Annotated in this window: 16 protein-coding genes and 2 tRNA genes; 4 read left to right on the top strand and 14 right to left on the bottom strand. The window is 71.5% G+C overall.

The features are described 5' to 3' along the window. Window positions 1-6: 6 nt before the first annotated feature. A complete protein-coding gene (locus tag P5P86_RS04405; RefSeq protein WP_280610074.1) occupies window positions 7-930 on the top strand; it encodes a sulfite exporter TauE/SafE family protein in 924 nt (307 codons plus the stop codon). Between the two features lie 87 nt (window positions 931-1,017). Here the strand turns inward: P5P86_RS04405 and P5P86_RS04400 are convergent, their stop codons facing one another. The 13 genes from P5P86_RS04400 to P5P86_RS04340 all read right to left on the bottom strand — a co-directional run bounded on the left by P5P86_RS04400 (window position 1,018) and on the right by P5P86_RS04340 (window position 11,762). Continuing rightward, on the bottom strand, window positions 1,018-2,766 hold the full coding sequence (locus tag P5P86_RS04400) for a glycoside hydrolase domain-containing protein (RefSeq protein ID WP_280610073.1): 1,749 nt from the start codon (window positions 2,764-2,766) through the stop codon (window positions 1,018-1,020). Between the two features lie 83 nt (window positions 2,767-2,849). Beyond that, window positions 2,850-4,271: a glycoside hydrolase domain-containing protein gene (locus tag P5P86_RS04395; protein WP_280610072.1), complete on the bottom strand. Its 1,422-nt coding sequence runs from the start codon at window positions 4,269-4,271 to the stop codon at window positions 2,850-2,852. 51 nt (window positions 4,272-4,322) lie between these two features. Continuing rightward, window positions 4,323-5,393: an acyltransferase family protein gene (locus P5P86_RS04390; RefSeq protein WP_280610071.1), complete on the bottom strand. Its 1,071-nt coding sequence runs from the start codon at window positions 5,391-5,393 to the stop codon at window positions 4,323-4,325. 75 nt (window positions 5,394-5,468) lie between these two features. Next, a complete protein-coding gene (locus P5P86_RS04385; RefSeq protein WP_280610070.1) occupies window positions 5,469-6,527 on the bottom strand; it encodes a UDP-N-acetylmuramate dehydrogenase in 1,059 nt (352 codons plus the stop codon). Continuing rightward, window positions 6,520-6,906, bottom strand: a complete 387-nt coding sequence (locus tag P5P86_RS04380; protein WP_280610069.1) for a MaoC/PaaZ C-terminal domain-containing protein — start codon at window positions 6,904-6,906, stop codon at window positions 6,520-6,522. Before P5P86_RS04380 ends, P5P86_RS04385 begins: the two co-directional genes overlap by 8 nt. Then, a complete protein-coding gene (locus P5P86_RS04375) occupies window positions 6,903-7,301 on the bottom strand; it encodes an FAS1-like dehydratase domain-containing protein (RefSeq protein ID WP_280610068.1) in 399 nt (132 codons plus the stop codon). The genes P5P86_RS04380 and P5P86_RS04375 overlap by 4 nt, the downstream gene beginning before the upstream one ends. 150 nt (window positions 7,302-7,451) lie before the next feature. Further along, a complete protein-coding gene (gene rpmG, locus P5P86_RS04370) occupies window positions 7,452-7,622 on the bottom strand; it encodes a 50S ribosomal protein L33 (RefSeq protein ID WP_280610067.1) in 171 nt (56 codons plus the stop codon). 49 nt (window positions 7,623-7,671) lie between these two features. Beyond that, window positions 7,672-7,748 (bottom strand) — tRNA-Met (locus P5P86_RS04365). A 55-nt stretch (window positions 7,749-7,803) separates the two neighbouring features. Then, window positions 7,804-7,876, bottom strand: a tRNA-Thr gene (locus P5P86_RS04360). Window positions 7,877-7,955: 79 nt separating this feature from the next. Further along, window positions 7,956-9,380 (bottom strand): amidase, encoded by a 1,425-nt coding sequence (locus P5P86_RS04355; protein ID WP_280610066.1) that lies wholly within the window; start codon window positions 9,378-9,380, stop codon window positions 7,956-7,958. Between the two features lie 77 nt (window positions 9,381-9,457). Further along, complete coding sequence (locus P5P86_RS04350) at window positions 9,458-10,168, bottom strand: LrgB family protein (RefSeq protein WP_280610065.1); 711 nt, start codon at window positions 10,166-10,168, stop codon at window positions 9,458-9,460. After that, on the bottom strand, window positions 10,165-10,581 hold the full coding sequence (locus P5P86_RS04345) for a CidA/LrgA family protein (protein WP_280610064.1): 417 nt from the start codon (window positions 10,579-10,581) through the stop codon (window positions 10,165-10,167). Before P5P86_RS04345 ends, P5P86_RS04350 begins: the two co-directional genes overlap by 4 nt. Before the next feature lie 8 nt (window positions 10,582-10,589). Next, window positions 10,590-11,762 (bottom strand): ROK family protein, encoded by a 1,173-nt coding sequence (locus tag P5P86_RS04340; protein WP_280610063.1) that lies wholly within the window; start codon window positions 11,760-11,762, stop codon window positions 10,590-10,592. An 85-nt stretch (window positions 11,763-11,847) separates the two neighbouring features. Here P5P86_RS04340 and zwf point away from each other — a divergent pair, with 85 nt between their 5' ends. Genes zwf through eda form a run of 3 tightly spaced genes read left to right on the top strand, consistent with a single transcriptional unit; the run spans window position 11,848 to window position 15,851 of the window. Beyond that, window positions 11,848-13,341 carry a glucose-6-phosphate dehydrogenase gene (gene zwf, locus P5P86_RS04335; protein ID WP_280610062.1) on the top strand — a complete coding sequence of 498 codons (1,494 nt, stop codon included), beginning with the start codon at window positions 11,848-11,850 and terminating at the stop codon, window positions 13,339-13,341. 1 nt (window position 13,342) lies between these two features. Next, window positions 13,343-15,229 carry a phosphogluconate dehydratase gene (edd, locus tag P5P86_RS04330; RefSeq protein ID WP_280610061.1) on the top strand — a complete coding sequence of 629 codons (1,887 nt, stop codon included), beginning with the start codon at window positions 13,343-13,345 and terminating at the stop codon, window positions 15,227-15,229. Continuing rightward, window positions 15,222-15,851 carry a bifunctional 4-hydroxy-2-oxoglutarate aldolase/2-dehydro-3-deoxy-phosphogluconate aldolase gene (gene eda / locus P5P86_RS04325; RefSeq protein ID WP_280610060.1) on the top strand — a complete coding sequence of 210 codons (630 nt, stop codon included), beginning with the start codon at window positions 15,222-15,224 and terminating at the stop codon, window positions 15,849-15,851. Before edd ends, eda begins: the two co-directional genes overlap by 8 nt. Here the strand turns inward: eda and P5P86_RS04320 are convergent. Next, entirely contained in the window at window positions 15,814-16,404 is a 591-nt protein-coding gene (locus P5P86_RS04320; protein WP_280610059.1) for a DNA-3-methyladenine glycosylase I, read from the bottom strand. The genes eda and P5P86_RS04320 overlap by 38 nt on opposite strands. Between the last annotated feature and the right edge of the window lie 34 nt (window positions 16,405-16,438).

The raw sequence follows: 16,438 nt of genomic DNA, 5'->3' as shown, positions 1-16,438 counted from the left end.
CGTAGGGTGCACGATCTCTTCACCACCTCGGCGCTGGACGTCCTGCTCGTCAGCTTCGGCATCGGCATCGTCGTCGGCCTGACCGGCATGGGCGGCGGTGCGCTGATGACCCCTGCCCTGATCCTGCTCGGGATCAATCCGAGCACGGCCGTGGCCAACGACCTGGTCGCCGCCTCGGTCAACAAGAGCGTCGGGGCCGCCGTGCACTGGCGGCACGGCTCGCCCAACCTGCGGCTGGCCGGGTTCCTGATGATCGGCTCGGTCCCGTTCGCCTTCCTCGGCACGTTCATCACCCGCTGGGTGGGTGACCAGGAGGCGTTCCTCAAGACCGCGCTGGGCTACGCGCTGCTGTTCGCGGCGGCGACGTACACGCTGCGGATGTATCTCCAGCTGCGCCACGTCACCAGCGGCAACACCGCGCCCGAGGGCGACCCCCGCATCCGCCCCCTGCTGACGATCGCTATCGGCGCCGTCGGCGGCCTGCTGGTCGGCATCACCTCGGTGGGCTCCGGCTCGGTGATCATGATCGCGCTGCTGTTGCTCTACCCGACGCTCTCGGCGGTGAAGCTGGTGGGGACCGATCTGGTCCAGGCGGTACCCCTGGTGCTCTCGGCCGCGATCGGCCAGTGGATCAACCACGGAGTGGACTGGTCGGTGCTGATCCCGCTGATCGTCGGCGGCTCACCCGGCACCCTGCTCGGCTCGCGGATGGCGCGCTGGGTCTCCCAGTCGGTGATCCGGCGCGGGATCGTCATCGTGCTCACCATGTCGGGCGCCAAGATGCTCGGGGCGGGCTCCAACGCGCTGCTGATCATCGCCGGTGCGATGCTGCTGCTCGGCCCGCTCGCATGGGGCTTCGTCCGGCAGACCCGCGGCATCCCGGCGTTCGACAACAACTCGGGGGCGTGGCGGGTCGGCGAACGCGGATAGCAGGCCGAGACGTCACCTTTCGCGGGTCGAGTGTCCGCCGGCGGGTGGACACTCGACCCGCGAGAGGTGACGTCTCGACGTGAGGGGTCAGCGAGGGGTGAGGGCGAAGCCGTCGACCGAGACCCTGCGGCCGTTCGACGTGGTCAAGGTGACCTTGCCCTTCCGGGGCAGGCCGAGCCAGTGCGTGCCGCTGCCGTGCAGGGCGCCGACGCGGTGGCCTGCGACCTTCACGACCAGGGAGCCGCGGCCGGTCATGGCGACGGCGAGTCGACCGCCCGCCGTACGCCCCAGGGTGAGCACGGCGTGCGCGCGGGTGGTGGTGGTCAGCGTGCGCCGGTAGGCGGTGGCCGCGTGCTTGCGGTGCCAGCCGGGTCCGGGCGCGGCCGAGCGGTCGTCGTCGAGCCGGCTGGTGCAGGCGGGCAGGGTCCAGTCCGAGGCGTTGCCGACCACATCGACACCGCGGACCTGCTCGCACACCTGCTCCCCCGCGCGGACCTTCTCCGTCCGGCTCCGGGTGGTGGCCGGTACCGCCACCGCGCCGCTCCAGGCACCGGCCGCATGACCGCCGGCGGTGCGCCGGGTGCGGACCTGGTACGACGCGATGCCGGTGCCGGCATCGACGCCGGACCAGGTGAAGGAGGCCTGGCTCGTGCCGATCAGCCTCGGCACATCGGCCACGGAGACGATGGGCGCCGTGGTGTCGGGGACCGGATCCGATCGCGTGCTGGGCCACACCGATGCGTCGACGGCCGACTCGTCAACGGTCAAGGAGGTCGCCCCGTAGGTGCGCGTGACGCCGAAGATGTATTGGTTGGCGACCTTCCAGCTCTCCGGCGGCAGGTCCTTGACGGAGTCGATCGCCGCCCGACGGTTGTCCGTCGCCGCCCAGAAGAGGTCTGGCAGCACGTATCCCGGGTCGCCGTCGGCGGCCGCCGCGAGGTCGGTGGCAACCGACGAGGCTCCTCCGTAGACGGCAGCGGGGCGGTGGAGCCGGTGCAGCTCGGTGGTCCAGCCGAGCAGGAAGGCCTGCACTGCTGCGCTGCAACCGGGGGTGTAGGACTCCATGTCGTAGACGACCGGGATCGCCGCATCGATGCCGAGCAGGTTCGCTCCTCCGACCGCGTCATCGGCCGCAGCGACCCCTTGCGTCTGCGCGACCGCGGGATCGGCGTTCATGCCGTGGAACGAGCCGGACTGGCAGGCGTCGGGCGCCTGAGGGCCGACGTAGATCGGCAGCACGTGCCAACCACCGGTCTGCACGGCGCTCACCCAGGACTGCGTCAGGTTGCCTTGGACCTTGTCGTGCCGGTTGTCGACGGCTTGGTCGACCGGGACGTAGACGCCGATGGCGTCGTACGGTGCCGTCGACTGCCATGCCTGCACCGTCGCGAGGGCGGGTGCCGAGGCGGTGTCGACCATCAGGTGCGTCCCAGCGGCCGGCTTGGGCCCGGTCGCCGTGTGCTTGATCGTCACCATCGCGATGGCGGCCTGGTGGCTCACCGAGTCAGTGAAGGTGAACGTGTAGGTGCCGTACGGGTCGCCCTCGGTCCATACCCAGACCCAATCGACGAAACCGCCTGCAGCGCTGATCCTCCGGGTCTTGGTGTACGAACCGGTGAACGGATTGCCGTTGACCTCGACGCTCACGTCGGCCGAGGTGCTCGGGGTGAAGCCCGTGCCGGTCCCGCGGAAGGCGGTCATCTCGTCGCCCACTGTCGGCGTCACAGTGACACTCGGCGTCCCGGCGGCGGAGGCGGCATGCACCGGCGCAGCGGCGAGCACAGCGCTCAGCAGCACCACGACGAGCGCGAGGAGACCGATCGGGATCCGAGACACGCAGCGAGGCTAACCCGCCGATGCATGCCGGGGCGTCGGTTTCGACCCCTGAGGGTCGAAACCAACGCCCCGGACCGCGCGACTCAGACCTGCGCGAGCGCCAATCCGTCGATCGCCACCTTCTGCTTGGAGACGGTCTTGAGGCGCACCACGCCGTGGTGGGTCCTGCTCAGGTGCAGCCACACCAGCCCGCTGCCGCTGACGGTGCCGACCTTGTGGTGACCGATCAGCACGTTCACCGTGCCGGTTCCGCGCAGCACCACGCCGATCGAGCGGGCGTGCACCTTCCCGGTGCTCAGCGTGCGGCCCTTGTGCCTGGCCACGGTCGTGGTGCGGGCGTACGCCGCGGCATTGTGGGCCTTGTGCCAGCCTTTGCTCGGGCTGAGACGCCGATCGTCGACGTACCGCGTGGTGCAGACGCTGCGCGACCATGCGCTGGTGTTGCCCGCCCGGTCGGTGGCGCGCACCTTGATGCAGTACTGCTCGCCGGCGCTGAGCTTGGCGCGTCTCACGCTGCCCTTAACCGTCTTGGCCTTGCTCCACGCTCCCAGGGCCTTGCCGAAGCCGACATCGCGGGTGCGGACCTGATAGTGCGCCACGCCGCTGCCGCCGGTGTCGGCGCCGGTCCAGTCCACGCTCACCTTGGCCTTGCCGGTCGCCGGTGCGATCGTCGGCATGGTGACAGTCGGCGCGGTGGTGTCCCAGACGTAGTCGTCGACGGCGCTCTCGTCCACGTTGATCGAGACGCCGCCGTAGCTGCGGGTGACGCCGAGGTTGAACTGGTTGAGCCGCTTGCCGTTCCAGCTGCCGTCCGGGAGCGGGGGCAGCGTCGCTGTCTGCGCCTGCCCGCTGGCGGTCGCGACCCAGACGACGTCGGGGCTGGCCTGGCCGTGCGCGGGCAGGGCGGCGACGTCGGTGATCGTGCTGTTGCGCGAGCCGTAGATGCCCGACATCCGACCGAGCGTGTGCAGCTCGGCCGTCCAGCCGGCGTAGAACGCCCGCATCGCCGTGCTGCAGCCGCTGTCGTAGGCCTCCATGTCGTAGACGATGGGCGCCGCTGCCGACAGGCCGAGTCGCTTGGCCGAGGCGGCCGCGTCGGAGGCGGCGTCGCGACCCTGCTGGGCGGCGGTGGTGGCGTTGTTGCTGATGTAGTGGAAGGACCGGGTCGTGCACTTGTCCGGCGCCTGCCGACCGACGTAGATCGGCAGCACCTGCCAGCCCCCGGCCCGGACCGCGCTGACCCAGTCGGCGGTCAGGTTGGCCTGGAACTTGTCGTAGCGGTCGTCGACGGCCGACGAGACGGGGATGTAGACGCCGATGGCGTCGTACGGAGACTTCTGCTGCCAGGTCTTCACCGTGGAGAGTGAGGGTGCCGAGGCTGCGTCGATCATGAGGTGGGTACCGGGGGCGGGAGTCGGTGGCCCCGCTGCGTGGGCGGCCGGCTGGGCGAGCGTGGCCGTACCCGCGAGCGCGAGGGCGGCAGCGACCAGGGTCTTGACGCGCATGAGGTGGATGAGGTCCTTCCGGGTCCGAGATCGGGCGTTGACTCTGGGGGATCAGCGGCGGGCGCGACCCCGGTCGAGGATCGGCTTCTCCACCAGCCGCCAGGACAGCTCGGCGACGCCGAGCGAGGCGACGGCGAGGGCGACCTTGCCGGTCAGGCCGATGCCGGGGAAGAAGTACGGCGCCGACAGCGCGATCGGCACGCTCCACAGGTACAGGCCGTAGGAGCGGCGGCCGAACCAGGCGATCACGGCCGACCCCTGGCCCTCGCCGCGCATCGCGAGGCCGGTGAGCAGGAGGATGATGCCGAGCGGGAGGCCGACAGTGGGACCCACGACGTTGTGGTTGAGGTCGCTGGCGACCAGCCCGACCACGACGGCTGCCGCGAGCGCCCAGCCCGCCGCGATGACGTCGATCCGGGGCAGCCGGACGCCGCTGTGGGCCAGCACCGCCAGCGCACAGCCCGCGAGCAGCGCGTCCGCGCGCGCGTCGGTGCCCTCGTAGACCCGCAGCGCGGGGGCGCCCGAGGCGTAGAGCGACCAGCGCACAGCGGTGGAGGCCAGCATCAGGACGGCGAGGGCGGGCGCCAGCCGGATCGGCCTGACCAGCCGCAGGACCAGGACCAGGACTATCGGCCAGACGAGGTAGAACTGCTCCTCGATCGCGAGGCTCCAGGTGTGCTGGACCCACGTCATCCGCACGCCGTGGATGTAGGCCCAGTTGCTCACGTAGAGCAGCACCGAGGCCATCGAGCCTCGCCACGGCACACCGAGGTGGGCCTTGACCGCTGAGACGACCACGATCATCACCACCATGGCGGGCAGCAGCCGGCGGGCGCGACGCGCGTAGAACGCCTTGAAGTCGATCCGACCCGTCTCGCGGCGCTCCTCCAGGAGCAGGGCCGTGATCAGGAAACCGGAGAGCACGAAGAAGATGCTGACCCCGATCGAGCCCTCCGAGCGCCAGCCGTGGCGCAGGTGGCTGATCATCACCATCAGGATCGCGACGCCGCGGACGACGTCGAGGCCAGGCCGCCGGCCCAGCCGCCACCGCTCCTGCGCGGCGACGGCCTCGCGAGCCGTGGCGACCTGCGGGCGCGACGAAGCGACGAGGGAGGTGGGCATGCCCCCACGGTGCCCTACGGCCCTGTCGCTCACACCATCGGAGGCTGAGAATCAGCTAGGAGTGTGCGCAAGCGCTCAGAGGGCCTCGCCCACCGTGACCGGCTCGTTGACCAGCTCGATGCCGAACCTGGCGGCCACGCCGGCACGGATCTCCCGGGCCAGGCTCAGCAGGTCCGCCGTGGTCGCCCCACCCCTGTTGGTGAGGGCGAGGGTGTGCTTGGTCGAGAGGGACACCGGCCCGTGGCCCGGGTAGCCCTTGCCGTAGCCGGCGTGCTCGATCAGCCACGCCGCCGAGGTCTTGACCGTGCCGTCGCCCTGCGGCCAGGCGGGCGCCCCGTCGGGTATCCGGTCGGCCGGCACGACCGGGTTGGTGAAGAAGGAGCCGGCGCTCCAGGTGTCGTGGTCGGCGGCGTCGAGGACCATGCCCTTGGCCCGGCGCAGGCCCAGCACGGCCGCGCGGACCTCACCCAGCGGGGCGCGCGCGCCGACCTCGACGCCGAGGGCCCGCGCGAGCTCGGCGTAGGCGATGGGTGCCGAGAGCGTCCCGATCCGCAACTGGAAGGTCACCGACAGCACGACGTGGCGCGTCGGGTCGGTCTTGAACCGGGAGTGCCGGTAACCGAAGCCGCACTCGGCAGCCGCGAAGGTCCGTACGCCGCGCAGCACCCGGTCCCACACGCGCACCTGGGCGATGGTCTGCGACACGTCCTGGCCGTAGGCGCCGACGTTCTGGATCGGGGTGGCACCGGTCGAGCCGGGGATGCCGGAGAGCGCCTCCACGCCGATCCACTCCCGCTCGACGGCCGTGGCGACGACCTCGTCCCAGGGCTCTCCCGCGGCCACCGTCACCATGGCGCCGCCGCAGGTCGGGTCGGAGCCCCCTTGCGGACTGGGCTCGGCGTCACTGTGGATGCCACGGGTGGCGACCGCGACGACCGTGCCCGGGAAGCCGGCATCGGCGACCACCACGTTGCTTCCGCCGCCCAGGACGAGCACCCGCTCACCGGCGGCGTCCGCGGCCGAGACGGCCTCGATCAGCTCGGTCTCGGTGGTAGCGACGACCCATGACCTCGCCGGGCCGCCGAGGCGCAGCGTGGTGTGCTCGGCGAGCCGCCTTCCAGCGGTGTCAGCCACGCACGACCGCCTTGGGCATGCCGAGCACCTTGTCGGCGCCGCAACGCACCTCCATCGCGATGGTCGTCGTTTCCTCGGTGCGGGTCACCTTCGTCGCGACGACCTCGACCACGACGCCCTGCTCGTCATCGGGTACGACGACGGGCGCGGTGAACTTCGCCCCCAGCTCGAGCACCTCCGCCTCGCCGGTCCAGGCTGCGACGGCGGAGCCGACCAGCCCGAGGGTGAGCATGCCGTGCGCGATCACGCCGGGCAGCCCGACGGCACCGGCCACTCGGTCCGACCAGTGGATCGGGTTGAAGTCGCCCGACGCTCCGGCGTACCGGACGAGGTCGGCGCGGGTGAGGGTGAACCGCTGCGGTTCGAGGTCCTCGGTCATCCCTCGCTCCCCTCCCCGCCGGCGTGCACCAGGGTGGCCTTGGCCTCACAGACCAGGTCGCCGGCGGCGTCGGTGATGGTCGACAGGGTGCCGATCACGTCGGCGCCGCCCAGGCTGCGCAGGCTGGCCACGCGCAGTGTGGCGGTCAACTCGTCGCCTACGGCGACCGGCCGGCGGTAGCTGAAGCGCTGCTCACCATGCACGATCCGCTCCAGCGACGCGCCGACGTCGGCGAGGAAGGCCAGCATCGCGTCGTTGAGCAGCAGGATCGGGAAGGTCGGTGGCACGCCGGCGCCGCGCCACTGGGTGGCGGTGGCGAACTCGGCCACCTTGGCGGCGCTGACGACGTAGGGCCCGACGGGCGGGAACGTCCGGTCGACGACGGAGGGGTCCATGCCGCCCGACGCTAGCGGTTACCGCTCGGTCCCCGAAATGCGTCGGGGACGCGGGTGCGGCGAACGCAGCGATGCCCCGACCGGTCGGCCGGGGCATCGCAGACCGCTGCCGGGGAGGACCGTGGCCGGTCTCCCCTGATCAGCGTGCTGTCAGCGGGTCTCGCGGTGCGCGCGGTGGCAGCGGCAACGCGGGCAGAACTTCGCCAGCTCCAGACGATCGGGGTCGTTGCGGCGGTTCTTCTTGGTGATGTAGTTGCGCTCCTTGCACTCCACGCAGGCGAGAGTGATCTTCGGGCGAACGTCGCTGCTCTTGCTGGCCACTTTGAAGTCCTTCGGTCATTGCTGTCGGCTGCCCCAGATTCGGGCTCTGTGGTAGCGAGGGCGGGACTCGAACCCGCGACACCACGATTATGAGTCGTGTGCTCTAACCACCTGAGCTACCCCGCCAGGGCGGGCATCAGGAAGGCCCGTCGGATCGCTCCGACGGGCTTCCGTTACCCAGAGCCCCTTTACGGAATCGAACCGTAGACCTTCTCCTTACCATGGAGACGCTCTGCCGACTGAGCTAAAGGGGCGAACGACGAGAACAGTACAGATGCTCGTTCGCGGTGCCAAATCGAGGCCGCTGGCCGCTCGGAGGCTCCGTTTCGGCCCTCAGGAGTCCTGGATCCGGGCGAAACCGAAGGCCTCTTCGAGCTCGTAGGACAGCCCCAGGAGCAGCCCCTCGCGGCCGATGCCGGCCCCGAACATCATGCCCTGCGGAAGCCCGCGGGCAGTGGTCTGCAGCGGCAGCGAGACGGCCGGCAGCCCGGTGATGTTCTGCCACGGCGTGAACGCCACCCAGGCCATCAGGCGGTCGAGGATCTCCTCGAAGTCCTGGGTGGGATCGAGGTGTCCGACCTCCGGCGTCTCGGCGGCCACCGTCGGGGTGAGGACCGCGTCGTAGGTCTGGTGGAACTCCTCGGCGAGGGCCCGGGCCTGCTGAAGGCGACGGACGGCGCCGGGCAGCCGCCGCACGCTGCGCGTGGAGTAGTGCGCCAGCCCGATGGTGAGGTTGTCCAGCTTGGTGGCGTCCCAGGTCGAGCCGTGCAGGCCGCCGCTGCGGATGACCAGGTTGGCCAGCAGACTCCAATAGGTCACGAAGTCGACACCGATACCTGTCGGGACGGGCGGCTCGACCTCCTCGACGCGGTGCCCGAGCTCCTCGAGCTGGCGGGCGGTCTTCAGGGTCAGGTCGCTCACCTCCGGGCTCGCCGAACGCCCATCGGCGGACGTGCATACGGCGATCCGCAGCCGCCGCCGGCTGGGGCCGCCGATGTCGCCGATGGGTCGCAGCCCGGAGGCCGGCTTGATCAGCTCCGCCTCGCGCAGGAACGCGGCGGTGTCGCGCACGGTGCGGGTCAGGACGCCGTCGGCGACCAGCCGGATCGGCATCAGCCGGAAGTAGGCGTCCTGCGCGACCCGGTCGCGGGAGGGCTTCAGCCCGACCAGGCCGTTGACCGAGGCGGGGATGCGGATCGAGCCGCCACCGTCGTTGCCGTGCGCGAACGGCACCGCCCCCGCGGCCACGAGCGCGGCCGAGCCCGCCGAGGAGGCGCCCGCGACCCGGGCGGTGTCCCACGGGCTGCGCACCGCACCGAGCCGGGGATGCTCGGCGGTGCCGGAGAAGCCGTACTCCGAGAGCCGGCTCTTGGCGACCGGGATGACACCGGTGGTCAGGAACATCTGCGCGAAGTCGCCGGTACGCCGGGCGTTGGTCGCCACGTAGGCGTCGGTCCCGTGCTGGGTCGGCAGGCCGACGAGGTCGACGTTGTCCTTGATCAGCGTCGGGACGCCGGCGAAGGCGCCGGTGCGCTGGTGCCGAGCCAGGTCACGGGCCACATCGCGGGCCTGGTCACGGGCCTGGTCGTACATCCGCAGGGCGACGGCGTTCAGCGCACCGTCGACCCGCTCGATCCGGTCGATCGCGGCCTCGACGGCCTCCTGGGCACTGAGCTCGCCGGCCGCGATCGCCTCGGCCACCCCGACCGCGTCGAGGTCGCCGAGGGCATCGTCGGTGAAGGTGTGCAGGCGCTCCATGCGTTCACGTTACTAGCGGGTTCGATCCCTGGCGGAGGTTCCGTGTCGGGACTAACACGCCGCCGCCGCAGGTGCACTCAGAGCATCAGCGCCACCGCGACGGGCAGCACCAGGCAGGTGAGCAGGGCCGTCACGCCCATGCTGAGCCCGGCGAAGGCGCCCTCGATCGGGTCGTCGTGGAGCGCCCGCGAGGTACCGATCCCGTGCGAGACGGCGCCGAGCGCCAGCCCCCGGGCACGGTGCTCGCGGATGCGCAGCAGACTCAGCACCGTGGGTCCTGCGACGGCGCCGAGCGTGCCGGCCCCGATCGCGAAGACCGCCGCCAGCGCCGCGACGCCGTCGAATCGGTCGGCCAGCGCGATCGCCACCGGCGTGGTGGTCGCCTTGGGCGCCATGGTGCGGGCGAGGGCCTCGCCGCCGCCGCACCACCGGACCAGCAGGATGCCGCCGGCGGTCGAGACGACGGTGCCGGCGAGCAGCCCCAGGAGCATGGGTACGGCGAGGCCGCGCAGCCGGTGGGTCTGGCGGTGCAGCGGGATGGCGAGGGCGACGGTGGCCGGGCCGAGGAAGAACGCGATGAGATCGGTGGCCGAGCGGTAGTCGGCGTAGCTGGTGCCGGTGACCTCGATCGTGACGCACACGATCACCAGCGCGATCAGCACCGGCTGGGCGAGCGGATGTCCGGTCCGGGCCCGGAGGCGGCGGCCCAGCTCGTAGGCGGCGAGGGTGAGCACCAGCCACGGCAGCGGGGAGGTGTGCAGCCAGCTCCAGGTCTCATGCACTCTCATTCGACCTCCTCCGGCCCGCGACCCAGGACGACACCGTCGCCTCCGTCGCCTCCGTCGCCTCCGTCGCCTCGGTCGCGCTTGCGCATCATCAGCGTGACCGTCCAGCCGACGACCGCGAGCCCGACCAGCCAGGTGCCGAGCAGCGCCACCGCGATGGGCAGCGCGTGCTGACGCAGCTCCGTCAGGTAGACGACGACACCGGCTCCGGCCGGCACGAAGAACAGCTGCAGGTGCCCGAGCAGGAGGTCGCCGGCGCGGACGACCGGGCTGTCGTCCCCGGTGCGCCGCCAGCGCAGCACCGCGAACAGCAGCACCATCCCGACGACCGGACCCGGGATGGGTACGTCGGTGAGCCGGACCACTACCTCGCCGACGAGCTGGCAGGCCAGCAGCCAGAGCAGACCGACGATCACGCGGCTGCTCAGTCCTCGGTGCTGTCCACGGTGCCGAGCCGCTGGTCCACGCTGCCGGGCGCCAGGATGTGGTCGATCGCCAGTGCCGCACACCCGACCAGGCCCGAGGAGTCCCCGTGGATGGCGGGCAGGAAGCGCAGGTCGCGGGTCGCCAGTGCGGTGGAGCGGGCGTAGACGCTCTCCCGCACCCCGGCGGTGTAGAGGTCGAAGGCCTGGCCCATGTCACCGCCGACCACCACCACCTCGGGATTGAGCAGGTTGATAGCGATCGCCAGCAGCTCGCCGAGCTGGCGGCCGGACTCGCGCAGCAGGCCGCGGGCGACAGCGTCACCGGCCAGCGCCGAGGCGACCAGATCGCGCACGTGTCCTGCCGGGACACCGGAGTCGACCAGCCGCGCGACCAGCGCCCAGCCCGCCGCGACCGTCTCCAGGCAGCCGTTGGAGCCGCACCGGCAGGGCAGGTCGCCGGCGGCGTCGAGGCGGGTGTGCCCGATCTCGCCGGCGGCGCCGATCGCGCCGGCCAGGATCTTGCCGTCGGCGATCACGCCCATCCCCAGGCCGGTGGACGCCTTGACCACGAGCGCGTTGCGGGGCTTGGGACCGGGACCGAACAGCTCGGAGCGGGCGAGCACGTCGGCATCGTTGGCCAGGAAGAGGGGGGCATCGGCGACCGTCTTGAAGTACGGCGCCAGCTCGACGCCGTCCCATCCGCCCATGACCGGCGAGTCGACGCTGACGCAGCGGACGGGATCCACCACGCCCGGCAGGCTCATCCCGATCCCGAGCACCGGTGGCTCGACGGTGGCGAGCATCGCGCTGAGCCGCTCGGCCAGCTGCGGCATCAGCTCCTCGGCGGCGATGCCGACGCCGTGGTCGCGGGTGTCGCCGGCCAGCTCCCGGCCCTGTAGGTCGAAGATCGCCAGCTGGCTGCGGCTGCGTCCGACGGCGACGCCGAGGACCACCCCGGCGTCGTGGTTGAACACCAGTGCGCCGGGCGGCCGGCCGCCGGTGGAGGCCAGCTCCTCGCCGAGCACGATCAGACCGGCGTCGATGAGGGCGGAGACCCGCGCCACCACCGCCGTACGGGAGAGGCCGGTCAAGCGACGCAGGTCGGTGCGGGTGCTCGCCTGACCGGTACGGACCAGCTCGAGCACCTCGCCGGCAGTTGCCATCTCGGACATGCGGGGGATCATAGAGCCCCACTTATGTCACAAAAAGACCGATGTCCTGCTTGTATCGATCCAAAATCAATGGGAGCGTAGTCACATGGACCTGCCAGACGCCTGCGACTTCGTCGTCTTCGGTGGCACCGGAGACCTTGCGCTGCGCAAGCTGCTGCCCGCGCTGTACCAGTGCGACATCGAGGACCGCCTCCCCGCCGACACCCGCGTCATCGCCGTCTCGCGCAGCGAGCTCGACGACGACGCCTACCGTGCCCAGGTGCGCCTCGCGCTCGCCGAGCACGTCGCTCCCGAGCACCACGACCTCGGCGCCGTCGAGCGCCTCCTCGCCCGACTGCACCACGTCTCGGTCGACGTCGAGGACGACCACGACTGGCACTCCCTGTTCGGCACGCTCAAGGACCGGCCCGGCGCCGAGCACGGCGCCGACGACACCGTCCGGGTCTTCTACCTGGCCGTCGCGCCGTCGCTGTTCGGCCCCATCTGCCGCCACCTCGGCGACGGTGGCCTGGCCGAGGCCCCGGCCCGGGTGGTGCTGGAGAAGCCGATCGGTCACGACCTCGCCTCCGCGCGCGCCGTCAACGACGTGGTCGGCAGCGTGTTCGACGAGTCCCAGATCTTCCGCATCGACCACTACCTGGGCAAGGAGTCGGTGCAGAACCTGCTGGTCACCCGCTTCGCCAACACCTTCCTCGAGCCGCTGTGGAACAGCCACTCGATCGACCACGTCCAGATCACCGTCAGCGAGACGCTCGGTGCCGGCGCACGGGCCGGCTACTACGACCGGTCCGGTGCGCTGCGCGACATGGTGCAGAACCATCTCCTCCAGCTGCTGTGCCTGGTCGCGATGGAGCCGCCGATCGAGATCGGCGGAGGCCGCGAGGACGTCCGCGACGAGAAGCTCAAGGTCCTCCAGGCACTGCGCCCGATGCGGCCCGAGGACGTCGACCGCGACACCGTCCGCGGCCGCTACGCCGCCGGCTGGGTCGCGGGCGAGCCCGTTCCCGGGTACGTCGAGGAGCTGGGCGAGGCCGGGCACGCCTCCCTGACCGAGACCTACGTGGCGCTGCGCGCCGAGATCCAGAACTGGCGCTGGGCTGGAGTCCCCTTCTATCTGCGCACCGGCAAGCGGCTCGACCGCCGGGCCTCCGAGATCGTGGTCGTGTTCAAGGACGCGCCGTACGACCCCTTCCGCCAGCGCGAGGGAGCCACCGAGCCCAACCGGCTCACCATCCAGGTGCAGCCCGAGGAGGGCATGCGCATCCACCTCAACGCCAAGGAGCCCGGCCCCGGTGGCTACCGGCTCAAGCCGGTCTCACTGGACCTCAGCTATGCCAGCGCCTTCGACAAGCGCTCACCCGACGCCTACGAGCGGCTGCTGATGGACGTCGTGCGCGGCAACATGACGCTCTTCATGCGACGCGACGAGGTCGAGGCCGCCTGGGCGTGGTGCGAGCCGATCCTGCGGCACTGGGAGAGCTCAGCGGTGCCGCCCAAGACCTACCCGGCCGGTTCGGCCGGACCGACCGCGTCGTTCACGCTGATCGAGCGCGACGGCCGATCCTGGCAGGAGTCCTGACATGACCACTCCCCCGACGTCGGTGCACGCGGCACCGCTGCACCCGACCATCGCCGCCGTCACCGACCGGCTCATCGCACGCTCGGCTGCCACGCGTACGGCGTACCTCGCGCGGATCCGCGCCGCCGCCGAGGAGGGCCCCGCTCGCGGCCGGCTGGGATGTGCCAACCTCGCCCACGGCTTCGCCGGTGCCGACGCGGGCGACAAGGAGCTGCTCAAGGTCACCGCTCGCGGCGCCGGCGCCAAGCCGAACGTCGCGATCGTCACCTCCTACAACGACATGCTCTCCGCGCACGCCCCCTACGCCGACTACCCGCCGGTGCTGAAGAGGGCGGTGCTGCGCGCCGGTGGCATCGCGCAGGTCGCCGGCGGCGTTCCGGCGATGTGCGACGGCATCACCCAGGGCCGGGCCGGCATGGAGCTGTCGCTCTTCTCCCGCGACGTGATCGCGATGTCGGCGGCGATCGCCCTCTCCCACGACATGTTCGACGGCGCGCTCATGCTCGGCGTGTGCGACAAGATCGTGCCCGGGCTGATGATCGGCGCCCTCTCCTTCGGCCACCTGCCGACCGTCTTCGTGCCTGCCGGGCCGATGAGGTCGGGGCTGCCCAACGGCGAGAAGGCGAAGGTTCGCCAGCTGCACGCCGAGGGCAAGGTCGGTCGCGAGGAGCTGCTCGAGGCCGAGTCGGCCTCGTACCACTCGCGCGGGACGTGCACGTTCTACGGCACCGCGAACTCCAATCAGCTGGTGATGGAGGTGATGGGGCTGCACCTGCCCGGCGCCTCCTTCACCAACCCCGACACCGGACTGCGCGACGCGCTCACCCGGGCCGCGGCGACGCGCGCGACCGAGCTGACCCTGGAGGGTGGCCCCGGGATCGGCGAGCTGGTCGACGAGCGTGCCATCGTCAACGCCTGCATCGCGCTGCTGGCCTCGGGCGGCTCGACCAACCACACCATGCATCTGGTCGCGATGGCGCGCGCCGCCGGCATCCAGCTCACCTGGGCGGACCTGTCCGACCTGTCCGCCGTGGTGCCGCTGCTGGCGCGGGTCTACCCCAACGGCTCGGCCGACGTGAACCACTTCCACGCCGCCGGCGGCATCGCCTTCCTCATCCGCACGCTGCTCGAGCACGGCCTGATCCACGAGGACGTGGAGACGATCCTCGGGCGCGGCCTGTCCCGCTACTGCACCGAGCCGGTGCTCGACGAGACCGGCGAGGTGATCTGGCGCGAGGGGCCCACCCGGTCCTTCGACGAGGCGGTGCTGCGACCGGCCTTCGACCCGTTCCAGGCCGACGGAGGGCTGCGGGTGCTGCACGGCGAGCTCGGCACCGCCGTGATCAAGACCTCGGCCGTGGCCGCCGAGCACCGCGTGGTGACAGCGCCCGCGCTGGTCTTCGACGACCAGGCGCACTTCCTGGCTGCCTTCGCCGAGGGCCGTTTCGACCACGACCTGGTCGCGGTGATCCGGTACCAGGGGCCGGCGGCCAACGGCATGCCCGAGCTGCACAAGCTCACCCCTGCCCTCGGCGTACTCCAGGATCGCGGGCACCGCGTCGCCATCGTCACCGACGGGCGGATGTCCGGCGCCTCCGGCAAGGTCCCGGCCGCCATCCACGTCACCCCGGAGGCCGCGCTCGGCGGCCCGCTCGCGCGGGTGCAGGATGGGGACGTGATCACCGTCGACGCCGATGCCGGCACGCTCTCGATCGCGGTGGACCCCGCCGAGTTCGCCCGGCGCGAGGCCACCGGCAGCGCTCCGATCGACGTGACGGGCACCGGCCGCGAGCTGTTCGCCTCGTTCCGCGCAGCCGTCGGCTCGGCCGACACCGGCGCCTCCGTCTTCCCGCTCGTCACCACCTCCCAGGAGCCCTCCCTTGTCTGAGCCGTCCGCCACGTCCCTGCTCTCGCTCTCGCCTGTCATCCCGGTCGTCGTCGTCGACTCGGCCGAGCAGGGCGTCGGCGTCGCGCGGGCGCTGGTGGCCGGCGGGATCAAGGTCATCGAGCTGACGCTGCGCACCGAGGCCGCGCTGGACGCGATCCGCGCGATCGCCGCCGAGGTGCCCGACATCGTCGTCGGTGCCGGCACTGTCACCACGCCGGCCCGCGCCAAGCAGGCCGCCGAGGCAGGATCGAGCTTCCTGGTCTCGCCGGGGCTCACGCCCTCGCTGCTGTCGGCGATGGCCGACACCGGCCTGCCGTTCCTGCCCGGGACGGCCACGGTCTCCGAGGTGCTCTCCGTGCTCGAAGCCGGATACACCGAGATGAAGTTCTTCCCGGCCGAGGCCTCCGGCGGCGTCGGGTACCTCGGCTCGCTGCCGACGGTGGTGCCGGACGCCCGGTTCTGCCCGACGGGCGGGATCCGGCTCGCGACGGCACCCGACTATCTGAAGCTGGCCAACGTGGGCTGCGTGGGCGGCACCTGGCTGACTCCCGCCGACGCCCTGGCGACCGGCGACTGGGACCGGGTCACCGCGCTGGCTGCGGAGGCTGCTGCGCTGGGCTGAGGCCGGCGCGGAAGCAGCCCGGCAGGTGGGGGTCGAAGATCCCGATCGCCTGCATCAGCGCATACATCGTGGTCGGTCCGACGAAGACGAAGCCACGCCGCTTCAACGCCTTGGAGAGCGCGATCGACTCCGGCGACGTCGTGGCGCCGTGATCGACCGGGCCGGCCGGGATGTGAGCGAGCACCAGCGCCTCGAGACCCTCGGCTTCGCGCAGCGCGACGGTCGCGCGGGCGTTGGTGATGGTCGCGCTGATCTTGAGCCGGTTGCGGACGATGCCGGCGTCCGCCATCAGCCGGGCGTGGTCCTCGTCGGTGAAGGCGGCGACCTTCTCGGCGTCGAAGTCGTGGAAGGCGCGACGGAACGCGGGGCGCTTCGCCAGGATCGTCGACCACGACAGCCCGGACTGGAACGCCTCCAGCGTCAGCCGCTCGAAATAGGCTGACTCGCCGTCGACCCGCGAGCCCCACTCGGTGTCGTGGTAGTCCCGCATCGGCCCCGGGCCACCTGCCCACGGACAGCGGCCGATGCCGTCCTCACCCTGCACTGCGTCCATGGCGCCCATCCTGCCGGAGACCACTGACAGTGCG

This window comes from Nocardioides sp. BP30, assembly GCF_029873215.1.
Classification (GTDB): domain Bacteria; phylum Actinomycetota; class Actinomycetes; order Propionibacteriales; family Nocardioidaceae; genus Nocardioides.
This window is presented reverse-complemented; position numbering and strand designations above follow the sequence as displayed.